8 protein-coding genes are annotated in these 13,356 nt (G+C 47.6%); 5 read left to right on the plus strand and 3 right to left on the minus strand.

The features are described from left to right. Positions 1 to 35: 35 nt before the first annotated feature. The 3 genes from AC5JBY_RS27615 to AC5JBY_RS27625 all read left to right on the plus strand — a co-directional run bounded on the left by AC5JBY_RS27615 (position 36) and on the right by AC5JBY_RS27625 (position 4,091). A complete protein-coding gene (locus AC5JBY_RS27615; RefSeq protein WP_495907909.1) occupies positions 36 to 2,375 on the plus strand; it encodes an NADP-dependent malic enzyme in 2,340 nt (779 codons plus the stop codon). Between the two features lie 158 nt (positions 2,376 to 2,533). Beyond that, positions 2,534 to 3,274, plus strand: a complete 741-nt coding sequence (locus AC5JBY_RS27620) for an MlaE family ABC transporter permease (protein ID WP_495907910.1) — start codon at positions 2,534 to 2,536, stop codon at positions 3,272 to 3,274. 7 nt (positions 3,275 to 3,281) lie between these two features. Continuing rightward, on the plus strand, positions 3,282 to 4,091 hold the full coding sequence (locus AC5JBY_RS27625) for an ABC transporter ATP-binding protein (protein WP_495907911.1): 810 nt from the start codon (positions 3,282 to 3,284) through the stop codon (positions 4,089 to 4,091). Here the strand turns inward: AC5JBY_RS27625 and AC5JBY_RS27630 are convergent. Together AC5JBY_RS27630 and AC5JBY_RS27635 are read right to left on the minus strand one after the other, a co-directional pair. Beyond that, positions 4,084 to 4,563, minus strand: a complete 480-nt coding sequence (locus tag AC5JBY_RS27630; RefSeq protein WP_495907912.1) for a GNAT family N-acetyltransferase — start codon at positions 4,561 to 4,563, stop codon at positions 4,084 to 4,086. The genes AC5JBY_RS27625 and AC5JBY_RS27630 overlap by 8 nt on opposite strands. A gap of 70 nt (positions 4,564 to 4,633) precedes the next feature. Beyond that, positions 4,634 to 4,951, minus strand: a complete 318-nt coding sequence (locus AC5JBY_RS27635; RefSeq protein WP_495907913.1) for a winged helix-turn-helix transcriptional regulator — start codon at positions 4,949 to 4,951, stop codon at positions 4,634 to 4,636. A 204-nt stretch (positions 4,952 to 5,155) separates the two neighbouring features. On the opposite strand from AC5JBY_RS27635, the gene sucD reads away from it, so the two are divergent. Then, positions 5,156 to 6,031: a succinate--CoA ligase subunit alpha gene (gene sucD, locus AC5JBY_RS27640; RefSeq protein WP_495907914.1), complete on the plus strand. Its 876-nt coding sequence runs from the start codon at positions 5,156 to 5,158 to the stop codon at positions 6,029 to 6,031. A 144-nt stretch (positions 6,032 to 6,175) separates the two neighbouring features. On the opposite strand, the gene AC5JBY_RS27645 is transcribed toward sucD, so the two are convergent. Further along, positions 6,176 to 6,970, minus strand: coding sequence for a proline and serine-rich protein 1 family protein (locus AC5JBY_RS27645; RefSeq protein ID WP_495907915.1), 795 nt, complete (start codon positions 6,968 to 6,970; stop codon positions 6,176 to 6,178). 210 nt (positions 6,971 to 7,180) lie between these two features. Here AC5JBY_RS27645 and AC5JBY_RS27650 point away from each other — a divergent pair, with 210 nt between their 5' ends. Continuing rightward, complete coding sequence (locus AC5JBY_RS27650; protein ID WP_495907916.1) at positions 7,181 to 13,315, plus strand: alpha-2-macroglobulin family protein; 6,135 nt, start codon at positions 7,181 to 7,183, stop codon at positions 13,313 to 13,315. The last annotated feature ends 41 nt before the right edge of the window (positions 13,316 to 13,356 follow it).

Consider the following 13,356-nt stretch of genomic DNA (forward strand, 5'->3'; position numbering starts at 1 on the left):
AACCACCTTCCCAGCCAGTTGATTAAACAAATAGTATGAAAAAAGAATTCATCAAAGAACAGGCGCTGGAGTACCACGCTAAAGGCAGACCTGGCAAAATAGAAGTAATCCCCACTAAAGAGACCAAAACCCAAAGAGACCTTTCCCTCGCTTACTCGCCCGGTGTAGCAGAACCCTGCCGGGAAATCGAAGCCAATCCTGAAACTGTTTATAAATACACCGCCAAAGGAAACCTCGTAGGCGTTATCAGCAATGGTACGGCTGTATTGGGCCTGGGTGATATCGGTCCCGAAGCCGGTAAGCCCGTGATGGAAGGAAAAGGTGTATTGTTCAAAATATTCGCCGACATCGATGTATTCGATATCGAGATCAACGAGAAGGACCCCGAGAAGTTTGTACAGATCGTAAAAGCGCTGGAACCTACGTTCGGCGGCATCAACCTCGAAGACATTAAAGCGCCTGAATGCTTCTACATCGAACAGAAGCTGAAGGAGCAGATGAAGATACCCGTGATGCACGACGACCAGCATGGTACCGCTATCATCAGCGCTGCTGCCTTGCTGAACGCCGTAGAGATCCAGAAGAAGAAGATCGAGAAGGCAAAGTTTGTAGTGAACGGCGCCGGCGCTTCTGCGATGGCTTGTACCAAATTGTACATCGCGCTGGGTGCTAAAACAGAGAACATCCGCATGTTCGATAGCAAGGGGCTCATTCACGAAAGCCGTACCGACCTGGATGACATGAAAAGAGAGTTCCTGTCTACCGGCAAAAACCTCACGCTTGCTGAAGCGTTGGTAGATGCAGACGTATTCATCGGACTCAGCAAGGGCAATGTACTTTCTCCTGAAATGGTGAAGTCGATGGCCAAGAACCCTATCGTGTTTGCCATGGCCAACCCCGATCCCGAGATCATGTACGAAGTAGCTACTGCCGCCCGTAAGGATATCATCATGGCTACCGGCCGCAGTGACTATCCCAACCAGGTGAACAACGTACTGGGTTTCCCTTTCATTTTCCGCGGCGCGCTCGACGTGCGTGCCACGCAGATCAATGAAGCCATGAAGCTGGCAGCTGTAAAAGCCCTGGCCGAACTGGCACGCACACCCGTACCTGATATTGTGAACCTGGCCTATAACCAGAACAACCTGGCTTTTGGCCCTGAATATATCATTCCCAAGCCTGTTGACCCACGCCTGTTGAGCACCGTAGCACCTGCTGTAGCTAAAGCTGCGATGGAAAGTGGTGTGGCGCAGATTCAGATCGACAACTGGGAAGCCTACGTAGTGGAACTGGAAAAACGCCTGGGTCAGGACAACCAGGTGATGCGTATCCTGGGCAACAGGGCCCGCCGCGATCCAAAGCGTGTGGTATTTGCAGAGGCCGACAACCAGAAGATATTAAAGGCTGCACAGATCGCTTTCGAAGAAGGCATCTGCTACCCCATCCTGCTGGGTGATGAAAAGAAGATCCGCGAAATAGCACAAACCAATAAGATCGATATCGACGATATGCCTATCATCGATCCGCGAAGTGATGATTACGAAGACCGCCGCAAGATCTATGGCGATGCCTTCTTTGAGAAAAGAAAGCGCCGTGGTTTCAACCGCTACGAAGCTACCAAGATCATGAAGGACCGTAACTATTTCGGTACTATGATGGTGGACACTGGTGATGCCGATGGCATGATCTCCGGTCTTACCCGCAACTATCCGGAAACCATCCGCCCTGCGCTGCAGGTGATCGGTACAGAGCCGGGTGTAAAGAAGATTGCCGGTATGTACCTGCTGCTCACCAAGCGTGGCCCCATTTTCATGGCCGATACGACTGTCAACTTCAACCCTACCGCTGAAGAACTGGCTGATATTACGATGTTGGCTGCGCAGGAAGTGCGCAACTTCAACCTCACTCCCCGTATTGCGATGTTGAGCTATTCCAACTTCGGCAGCAGCGATTCGCCCGAAGCTAAGCTGGTATCTCAGGCGCGTGAGATCGTGAAGCAGAAAGACCCCACGCTCATCGTGGATGGTGAAATGCAGGCCAGCACGGCCTTCAACCAGGAACTGCTGAAAGAAAGCTATCCTTTCAGTGAACTGGTAGACCAGGAAGTGAATACCCTGATATTCCCCAACCTGGCCGCCGGTAACGTGGCATATAATTTATTGAAAGAAGTAGGTGGAGCTGATGCTATTGGCCCTATCCTGCTTGGCCTGAAGAAACCCGTGCACATCCTGCAACTCGGTAGTTCGGTAAGAAGCATTTACAACATGGCACTGATCACGGTGATCGATGCTCAGTTGAAATGCAAGAGCAATGAAGCCGAGGCTGTAAGAACACACTGGTGGAAGAAGGGAAAAAAGGAAACTAAGAACGCTTAATAACAAAGGTCTGACAGAGCTTGTCCCGTGCACGAGATTTCGTTCCCGACGCAAGAACAAGCTCTGTCAGGTCTTACCCCATTCCGTGGGTTCCAGGCAGATATAAGGTTCAAATTGGTCAATACTCAGTTAGTTGGCGTATTATTGTACAAGATTTTATGACACTATTTACCGAATTTGGCCGATACCTGTTGATGATTAAAGGCATGTTCTCCAAGCCAGAGAACGGCAAGATGTATTGGAAGGAGTTCATGCACCAATGCGGTGAAATTGGAATTGGCTCACTGGGCATCGTTGCCCTGATCTCTTTCTTCATAGGAGCAGTATCTACGCTGCAAACGGCTTACCAGTTGGTAAGTCCTATCATCCCAAAAAGCACCATTGCACAGATCGTGCGCGACACGATCATCCTGGAGTTTGCCCCCACGCTCGTATGTATCGTACTGGCGGGTGTGATCGGCAGTAAAATTGCCAGTGAGCTGGGCAATATGCGGGTAAGCGAACAAATCGACGCACTGGAGATCATGGGCATCAATACTAAAACTTACCTCATACTTCCCAAGATCGCGGCAGCGTTGATCACTATCCCCATGCTGATCATTATTGCAGGCGGATTGGGTATTTGGGGTGGCCGTTTGGCAGGCACCTTATCCGGCATTCTTTCTCCGCAGGAGTTTGATACCGGCTTGTTGAATGCTTTTGTGCCGTACAACGTATTCTTTGCCTTGATAAAGGCCTATACTTTTGCTTTTATCATTTCCAGCATCCCTGCCTATTATGGTTACCATGTAAATGGCGGCGCTTTGGAAATAGGCCGGGCCAGCACAAAATCGGTAGTAGTAAGTTGTATCGCCATATTGTTTGCTGATTATTTATTGTCTCAACTGTTGTTAAGCTAAGGGTTTTATGATTGAAGTAAAAGACATAAAGAAGGGCTTTGGCGAAAAGCAGGTGCTGAAAGGCGTCAGCGTGAAAATGGAAGCAGGCAAATGCAACCTGATCATCGGCGCCAGCGGCAGTGGAAAGACCGTGTTCATGAAATGCCTCGTAGGCCTTTTTGAACCCGATGAAGGAGAGATCATTTACGACAAGGCGAACTTCCTCACCATGGACGATGAGCAACGGAAAGAAGTGCGCAAACAGATCGGCATGCTGTTTCAGGGCTCAGCGTTGTTTGATAGTTTGACGGTGGAACGCAACATCATGTTCCCCCTCGACATGTTTACCAAAGACAACTATGCTACCAAACTGAAGCGCGTGAATGAAGTGCTGGAACGCGTGAAGCTGAAAGACGTCAATAAAAAGTTCCCTGCCGAGTTGAGCGGTGGTATGAAAAAACGGGTAGGTATTGCCCGCGCCATCGTGCTCAATCCCAAATATCTTTTCTGCGACGAGCCCAACTCGGGCCTCGATCCCCAGACCTCCCTCATTATCGACAAACTGATCAAAGAGATCACTACCGAGTACAACATTACGACCATCATCAATACGCATGACATGAACAGCGTAATGGAGATCGGTGACCACATCATCTACATGCATCAGGGCCTCAAAGAATGGGAAGGCAACAACAAGGAGATCATCTTCAGCAAAAATGAACTGCTGAACGAGTTCATCTTTGCTTCCGAGTTCTTAAAAGACGCCAAAGACATGCGTATGCTGGAGCAAACCGGTAAGATCGACAACGACCGGAATATGGACGAATTGATTAAGTAAGTTCCAACTCCATCTTGATATTCGCCCGCTCATACTCTGTGGCCGGTAAAGGCACTTCCACAAAACCAAGTTTGCGATAGAGATTAATAGCCGGTTGCAATATGGTGTTGGAGAGTAATTCAACTTTCTTAATGCCCAGCAATTTTGCTTTGTCGATACAGGCTTTGCCAAGCGCATAGCCAATTCCCTTGCCCTGTACTTTATCATCTACAGCCATCTTAGCCAGTTCAAATACCTCCTGATCTACTTTTATCAACGCACAGGCGCCTACTGCTTCTCCTTCCCACAAGGCCATGAAAATAAATCCACCTTTGGCCAGTATATAACCTTCGGGATCATCGAGCGCACGGTTGTCGGCTTCTTCCAACCGGAAGTACCGGGTGATCCATGCCTGGTTCAACTGGCGGAACGCATCACGATGAGCGGATTCATAAGGCACTATCTGCAACTGTTGGTCTACTGCTGTAAGCATAACGTCATCATTTTAATGCAAAATTACCGGTGGCTATAATGGCCTCCAATAACGAACAAATGGTGATGGTTTACCGGGACTGTCTTTCATGCGCTTCACCCCAGAACCACATTTGCTTGATAATGGGACAAACAGTGCTGCCATACGTCGTGATCGAATACTGCACTTTCAGGGGTGGTTTATGGCCAGTGACCGCTTTGGCAATGATGCCCTGCAGCTCCAGTTCTTTTAGCTGTTTGATGAGGATACGTTCGCTCATGAGCGGGAACTTACGTTTGATCTCGCTGTAGCGACGGTTCTTGTCAGACAGGTAGATCAATATCTTCGCTTTGTACTTGCCCTTGATCACCTGCAAAAAAGTGTCGATAGGACTATAAATAGCGGCCATGGCTTGCGTATTAAATTAATTTAAAGGATTATATTTTTAACGGTTTCTAATCTGCCTGCATCTGATTCATAGCCACTGAGTTACCCGTATATCCGATTACTTATTTCTTACCTCCCACATCCTATTTCTTCCTTCAGATTTTACTACTGCAATTATGCACTTTATGCATTACTTTTGCCCCTCTTGAATTTATAAATCACAGCTATGAGCATATTAGTTAACAAGCAATCAAAGATACTGGTGCAAGGCTTTACCGGTACGGAAGGCACTTTCCATGCGAGTCAAATGATCGAATATGGTACTAATGTGGTTGGTGGCGTTACGCCCAACAAAGGCGGCACAACCCACCTCGACCGTCCGGTTTTCAATACGGTAGCAGAAGCCGTGAAAGCCACCGGCGCCGACGTATCTATCATCTTTGTTCCACCTCCCTTTGCAGCCGACGCTATCATGGAAGCTGCTGAAGCAGGTATTGGCCTCGTAGTTTGTATCACAGAAGGTATTCCTGTACAGGACATGGTGAAAGCCAAATTGTTCCTGCAAGGTACCAAGACAAGGCTCATCGGCCCCAACTGCCCTGGCGTAATCACTGCCGGCGAATGCAAAGTGGGTATCATGCCAGGCTTTGTATTCAAGAAAGGCAATATCGGCATCGTTTCCAAATCAGGAACCCTCACTTACGAAGCTTCCGACCAGGTAGCCAAAGCCGGTCTGGGTGTTTCTACAGCCGTAGGTATCGGTGGCGACCCCATCATTGGTACTACTACCAGAGAAGCCCTCGAATTGTTCATGAACGACCCCGAAACTGCCGCCATCGTAATGATCGGTGAGATCGGTGGTGGTATGGAAGCAGAAGCTGCACGCTGGTATAAAGAGCAAAAGGTAAAGAAGCCTGTAGTTGGTTTCATTGCCGGACAAACCGCTCCTCCCGGCCGTCGTATGGGTCACGCTGGTGCCATCATTGGCGGTGCAGAAGATACTGCCGAAGCTAAAATGGCTATCATGACAGAATGCGGCATCACAGTGGTGAAAAGCCCTGCTGATATCGGTGCTACTATCGCATCTATCATCAAGAAGTAATTGTTCTAATTTATAGACAAAGAGGCGACACCTTCAAAAGTGTCGCCTCTTTGCTTTATATACCTTATAAAAACCAAAAGCCCCGGTGCAAGCCAGGGCCGTTAGTTTTTAATCCATCACTTTTAAACACGCAGAAACAGTTTCTTATTTATACTGACGTATATAATTAGCCAGGTCTTCTTTGCTGCTGCTGAAGGTGAACACTTCATACAACATAAAATAATCCTGTTTATTCAAGGTATTCTTGTAAGCATACTTAGCCAGATCGAGCTTGTAGCTATCGGTAGTAAAGACCTGCAACAGTTGCTTTACCTGATCGGTAGTAAACAAATTCTGGTCGATCACCTGCTTGGCAATGGTAACCCTTGAATTGTCGAACCGCTCTTTAACAACCGCATCCCTGAAAGCAGCAAACGACTGCGGACTCATAGGACGGTTGTTGTAACCATAATCATTATCACGGGGATTAGGGTCACGTGGGTTATTACGTGGATCACGTGGGTCACGTGGATTATTGCGATCATCGTAAGGATTGTTGTACCAATTGTCGTTATCGATATCAACATAGTTACGATCATTCATCGACAGCTCATCGAACAACACTTTACCAAAACGGTTGATCACAATATCTACATGGTATTGCGCCCTGATGTTTACATTCTTCTGGAAGATCAGGGTTTGCTTCCTGATACCCATGGCAGTATTATTGTTACGGTCCATCGGTATGGAATATACCCTCACCTGGTGATAGCCGATTGGCAGCGAAGGAACCAGCACGATGTTATCGTTGTTGTTGATACGGTCGGTAAACTTTTTACCATCCACCTCTACAACGATGCGTTGATTACTGAGGTTGGTAATACTCATCTTTCCATCATTGGGAAGGGCAAAAGCCGAATAAGTAATGACCAGTAATGCAAGGGTAAAAATCTTTTTCATATAGGCCTCCTGTTGGTTGTTTAGGGTTTGATGCTAAGATGCATAGATCGTTTAGCGGGAATATGTTAAAGGATTGCTATTTCAGCCATAGAGATCAATAGTCTGTGAAAACGGATCGAAAACTGCATCATAACAGGGTAGCACGCATTTAAAAACGTCCGAAGAGGCAAAATATTGCAGATTGTATAACTTGTATTAAAATTAGAACGTATGTCCGTTAAACAGGTCATTTTCTTAGTCCTATGTAGCTTATTTCTGATCACCGCAACCGCACAGCAAAAGATGAACACGTATGACAAAGCCTGGAAGAAGATCGATAGTCTGATACAGATAAAAGGGCTTCCACAATCGGCCCTCACAGAAGTGAATAAGATCTATACCCAGGCAAAACAAGAGAAGAACGATGCTCAACTGATCAAAGCGCTGATCTATCGCGCGCAGTTACGGGACATCAAAGAAGAAGAACCGCAACTGAATACCATCAAAGAACTGGAAACAGAGATTACCCAAACTTCGGGAGCGGCCCGCGCCGTGCTGCAAAACATTACAGCCAGCATGTACTGGAATTACTTCCAAAATCACCGCTGGCAACTATATAATCGAACAGCCACTGTTGATTTTAATAAAGCGGATATTGCCACCTGGGGTGGTGAAGACTTTCATAAAAGGATTGGTGAGTTATACCTCGCGTCCCTGAAAGAGGAGAAGTCATTACAACATACGAAGCTGGAACCTTTCGACCCCATCATCACTAAAGGTAATGTCCGGCACCTGCGTCCAACACTGTTTGACCTGCTGGCCAATCATGCGCTGACCTACTTCCAATCGAGCGAAAGGGATATTAAAAAAGCAGGCGACGCCTTCGAGATCAATGACCCCGTGGCCTTTGCCGATGCCCGGACGTTTGCCACGCATAAGTTCAGGACTACCGACAGCACCTCTTTACATGCCAAAGCGCTGCAACTGTACCAACGGTTGATCAGCTTCCACCTGACCGACGCACAACCAGATGCACTGATAGACGCAACTATCAACCGGCTCACGTTTGTGAATATGTACGCTGTGATGAGCGATAAAAAGGAATTATTCCGGAAGGCGCTTGAACAGGTTACCGGCACTTATAACAATCACCCTGTTGCTGCACAAGCCTGGTATTTACTGGCCGACACTTATTTCGATGAAGGAAGCTCTTACGATCCGTTAAAAGATACTACGCATCGTTATGCATTATTAAAAACAAAAGAGATCTGTGAAAAAGTAATTGCTCAAAAAGAGTCCAGCGAAGGCAAGGCCAATTGCCAGAACATGCTGAACACGCTATTGAAACAGCATATACTACTGCAAACGGAAAAAGTGAATGTACCCAACCAGCCATTCAGGATACTGGTTACCTGGCGCAATATAACCACCCTGCATTTCAGGGTAGTGAAGATGGACAAAAAAACGATGGACAACCTGGGTAAGGATACGTGGAGCGATGCCTACTGGAAGAAATTGACCAGCTTACCTGTACTGAGCACATTCACCCAACAGCTGCCCGATACCAAAGACTATCAACAACACCGCACAGAGATCAAAGCACCGGCATTGCCAGTAGGCGAGTATGCTTACCTTGTCAGTGCCGACAGTGATTTTGGTCTTGGCAAAAACGTACTGGCCGTGCAGGCTTTTTACATCTCCAACCTCGCTTATATCAATAAAAGCAATGACTACTTTGTACTCAACCGGGAAACCGGCGCCCCCGTGCCCAGAGCCACTGTACAGGTATGGTACCGCAATTACGACAGCAAAGTACGCGACTATGTAGAACGCAAGGGAGAAAACCTATTTACCGATAAGGACGGATATTTTACGCTGACACCATCCAAAACCAACAACGAAAACTATTCCCGTATAGAAGTATCTACCAAAGAAGATCATCTGTCGATGGCCGATTATGAGTATAGTTATAATTATCCTCAAACACAGGAGAAGAGCCGTAACACCAGTTATCTCTTTACCGATCGCTCTATTTATCGACCTGGTCAAACCGTATACTTTAAAGGAATCGTAATCAATAGCCGTAGTCAATCGAATCAGCATGCCATAGTTGAAAATTTAAAAACCAGGATCCTATTGTTGGATGTGAACGACCAGCAGGTAGATTCTATTCAGGTAACGACCAATGCTTATGGTTCTTACTCCGGTAAGTTTACCCTGCCCTCCAATGCACTGAACGGCACTTTCAATATCAGAGATGAGCAAACAGACGGCTTTGCCAATTTTTCTGTGGAAGAATATAAACGCCCCAAGTTTTATACAGAGATTGCCAAACCGGCTGGTAGCTACCGATTGAACGATAGCATCAAAGTGACCGGAACAGCCAAAGCCTACGCCGGCAACAACATCGATGGAGCCTCCGTTAAGTACCGGGTAGTACGCAATGTTATTATGCCCCTGCGGTATGGCTATGGCAAAAGATCATGGCCTCCGTATGGCGATCAGGAAGTAGAAATAGCCCATGGCACTGCCACTACACAGGCCGATGGAACTTTCTCTGTTACTTTCAAAGCATTGCCCGACCTGCAAGTGGATAAAAAAGATCAGCCTACGTTTCAATACACAATAAGTGCCGACGTAACTGATATTAATGGAGAAACCCGCAGTGGCAGCACAACCATATCTGTAGCTTATCAGGCATTGCGTATGGAAGTAGTTGCTCCCAACAAATTGCACAGCGACAGTATCAAGAACCTGCAGGTAACAACTACCAATTTCAACGATCTGTTTGAGCAAGCGAAGGTTACACTGACCATGCACAAGCTGAAAGCACCAGGACGCATTTTCCGCAGCCGGTATTGGCAACAGCCCGACCAGTTTGTGATGACATTGCAGGAATACCAGGCCGCATTCCCCTACGATATTTATAAGAATGAAGACGAAGTAAGCACCTGGGAAAAGGAAGCAAAAGTATTGGAGGTAACAGATACTACGGCAGCCAACGGAAAACTTGCGGCACTGGCCAATTCAACCAAAGCATTAACAGCGGGTTGGTATGTAATCGAAGCCGTTACCAAAGACAAGTTTGGAGAAACGGTAAAAGCCATCCGGTATGTAGAATTGTACAATCAATCCGGCAGTCAAAATCCGATGGGCTATGCTGATATCGAGGTGTATAATGATGCTTTAGAACCAGGCGGAACAGCTTCCTACCAGTTGGTCACCAACCTAAACAATGTATTTGTTATACACGATATTGGCAGAAAGAGTGATAAAGAAGAAAGAAAACTGCTTACCCTGAATGGCAATAGCCCTGTATATACATTACCCGTCACGGAAAATGATCGTGGCGGATTGGGGCTGCAGATCGCTTTCGTAAAGCACAACCGTATTTACAGCAATGGCGCCATTGTGCTTGTTCCCTACACAAATAAAGAGCTCACTATTTCCTATACTACTTACCGGGATAAAACATTGCCCGGAAGTGCAGAAAAATGGAAAGTAAAGATCAGTGGTAAAAAGAGTGATCAGGCAGCAGCCGAAATGCTGACCGCTATGTATGATGCTTCGCTCGACCAGTTCAGTCCACACAACTGGAACAAGCCTTACCTATGGCATAATTTTAACCTTCGTGCAAACTGGGATGGCAGCCCATGTTTCGAGACGGTGCAATCGCGTGAAAAACCCGACCGGAATGACGAGTATGCCTCCTTCAACAAATCGTATGATGAATTGATAGGTAGTGATCAATATTCCGGTGGAGGCGCACGTCATATGAAGCTGGCGAAAACAGAGATGGCAGTACGGGGAATGGCAGCGCCAGCAGTTAGTGCAACCTTAAGAAAACCGACCACGCGGATAGAAGAAGTTAGCTTTGAGGGGAATTCGGTTCCACAGCATGAAGATGGTACTGTTACAGAGAAAGCGCAGGGAGAAATGTATGTGCAAGGTACCATGGTTAAAAAGGTTACGTCCGATGCGCCCGCTGCACAACCCCGTAAGAACTTCAACGAAACAGCTTTCTTCTTTCCCGACCTGCATACAGATGCGGAAGGCAACGTGGAGTTTTCTTTCACGATGCCCGAAGCATTGACACAATGGAAATGGATGATCCTGGCCCACACCAAAGAGCTGGCCATGGGTTATAGCGAGAAGAGCATCATCACACAAAAAGAACTGATGGTGCAGCCCAACGCGCCGCGCTTCATGCGCGAAGGCGACCGCATGGACTTCAGCGGCAAGATCGTGAACCTGAGCAGTAAGGAACTTACCGGACAGGTAGAATTACAACTGATCGATCCCACAACCAATCAATCGGTAGATGGCTGGTTCAGGAATGTATTCCCCAACCAGTTCTTCACGGTAGCGGCTGGACAAAGTATACCGGTTACCTTCTCATTGGAAATACCTTATCAATACAACAAGCCGCTCACCTATCGCCTCGTTGCAGCAACCAAAGCAGGCGCCAATGAAACCGCGCTGAGCGATGGAGAGGAGAACATGCTCCCGGTAGTGAGCAACCGTATGCTGGTGACGGAAAGCCTGCCTTTACCGGTGCGCGGCAATGCCACCAAAACTTTCACCTTCGCCAAGCTGCTGAAAAGTGGGGAAAGTGAAACACTGAATCAGCATGCCTTAACGGTCGAGTTCACCAGCAACCCGGCCTGGTATGCCGTACAGGCACTGCCTTACCTGATGGAATACCCGTATGAGTGTGCCGAGCAGGTATTCAACCGGTATTATGCCAATACACTGGCTACTTCTATTGCCAACGCATCACCCCGCATCAAGGCCATCTTTGAACACTGGAAAACGGCAGACACAGCTGCCCTGCTCAGCAACCTGCAGAAGAATGAAGAACTGAAATCCGTATTGCTGCAGGAAACGCCCTGGGTGCTGGAAGCAAAATCGGAAGCACAACAAAAGAAAAATATCGCCCTGCTGTTCGACATGGTAAGGATGAGCAGAGAGCAGACATCGGCCCTCAGCCACTTGCAGGACCTGCAAACTTCCAATGGCGGTTTTGTATGGTTCCAGGGCGGCCGCGACGACCGGTATATCACACAATACATCCTCACCGGCATCGGCCACCTCAGAAAACTGAAAGCCCTGAAAGAAGGCGATGCCATAAAGGAGGTTATCAAAAATGCAATCCCTTACCTTGACATCGCTATTAAAAAGGATTATGATGATCTGTTGAAGACCAATAAAGGCAAAGAACCTGTAGAAGCCCTCAGCAGCATTCAGATCCAATACCTGTACATGCGCAGCTTCTTCCCGGAACACAATGTAACTGTTGCCTCCCAGAAAGCTTATCAGTATTTCAGAAAGCAGGCGCAGGCTCATTGGGTGAAGCAAAGCAAGTACATGCAAGGCATGATCGCACTGGCGCAACACCGCACCGGCGATACTAAAACAGCTACCAGCATTATGGCATCGCTGAAACAAAATGCGCTGGTGAGCGAAGAGATGGGCATGTACTGGAAAGCCACACCGGGCTACTACTGGTACCAAAGCCCCATCGAAAACCAGGCCTTGCTGATAGAAGCCTTTACTGAAGTATCGAAGGATATGAAAGCAGTGGCCGATATGAAGACCTGGCTGCTGAAACAAAAGCAAACGCAGAACTGGAAAACAACAAAAGCCACTGCCGATGCCTGCTACGCCTTGCTGTTGCAAGGTACCGACTGGCTGGCCAACACGCCCGAAGTACAGATCAACCTCGGCAACTATGCCATCCGTTCTGCCGACCAGCAGGCAGAAGCCGGCACGGGATACTTCAAAAAAGTAGTCGACGGCAAAGATGTGAAACCGGAGATGGGCAACATTAAAGTAACCGTTTCTTCTACCACTCCTGCTGCAGGTGAATCTGTATCCTGGGGTTCGGTATACTGGCAGTATTTCGAGAACCTGGATAAGATCACTACGGCCGCAACTCCTTTACAGTTGAGCAAGAAGCTGTTTGTAGAAAAGCTCACTGACCGCGGTCCGGTATTACAGCCCATCAATGAAGGCGATGCACTGCAGGTAGGCGACAAAGTGAAAGTGCGTATCGAGCTGCGGGTAGATCGCGCCATGGAATACGTGCACATGAAAGACATGCGTGCCGCCTGCATGGAGCCCGTCAATGTATTGAGCAGCTACAAATGGCAGGGAGGACTGGGTTATTATGAAAGCACCAAAGATGCGAGCACCAACTTCTTCTTCGGTTACCTGCCCAAGGGCACCTGGGTGTTTGAATATCCTTTATTTGTAACCCATACCGGTACGTTCAGCAATGGCATCACCAGCATTCAGTGCATGTATGCTCCTGAATTTACCAGCCACTCCGAGGGCATCAAAGTGAATGTAGAAGCGAAACAATAAAAGAAAGGATCATCTTTTACGCCGGCCACTCTTTGAAAGGG

This window comes from Paraflavitalea sp. (assembly GCF_059502485.1).

Excerpts from the sequence above, each read along its gene's own strand:
- AC5JBY_RS27615 (WP_495907909.1), top strand. The coding sequence starts at position 36 with ATGAAAAAAGAATTCATCAAAGAACAGGCGCTGGAGTACCACGCTAAA.
- AC5JBY_RS27620 (WP_495907910.1), top strand. The coding sequence starts at position 2,534 with ATGACACTATTTACCGAATTTGGCCGATACCTGTTGATGATTAAAGGC.
- AC5JBY_RS27625 (WP_495907911.1), top strand. The coding sequence starts at position 3,282 with ATGATTGAAGTAAAAGACATAAAGAAGGGCTTTGGCGAAAAGCAGGTG.
- AC5JBY_RS27630 (WP_495907912.1), bottom strand. The coding sequence starts at position 4,563 with ATGCTTACAGCAGTAGACCAACAGTTGCAGATAGTGCCTTATGAATCC.
- AC5JBY_RS27635 (WP_495907913.1), bottom strand. The coding sequence starts at position 4,951 with ATGGCCGCTATTTATAGTCCTATCGACACTTTTTTGCAGGTGATCAAG.
- sucD (WP_495907914.1), top strand. The coding sequence starts at position 5,156 with ATGAGCATATTAGTTAACAAGCAATCAAAGATACTGGTGCAAGGCTTT.
- AC5JBY_RS27645 (WP_495907915.1), bottom strand. The coding sequence starts at position 6,970 with ATGAAAAAGATTTTTACCCTTGCATTACTGGTCATTACTTATTCGGCT.
- AC5JBY_RS27650 (WP_495907916.1), top strand. The coding sequence starts at position 7,181 with ATGTCCGTTAAACAGGTCATTTTCTTAGTCCTATGTAGCTTATTTCTG.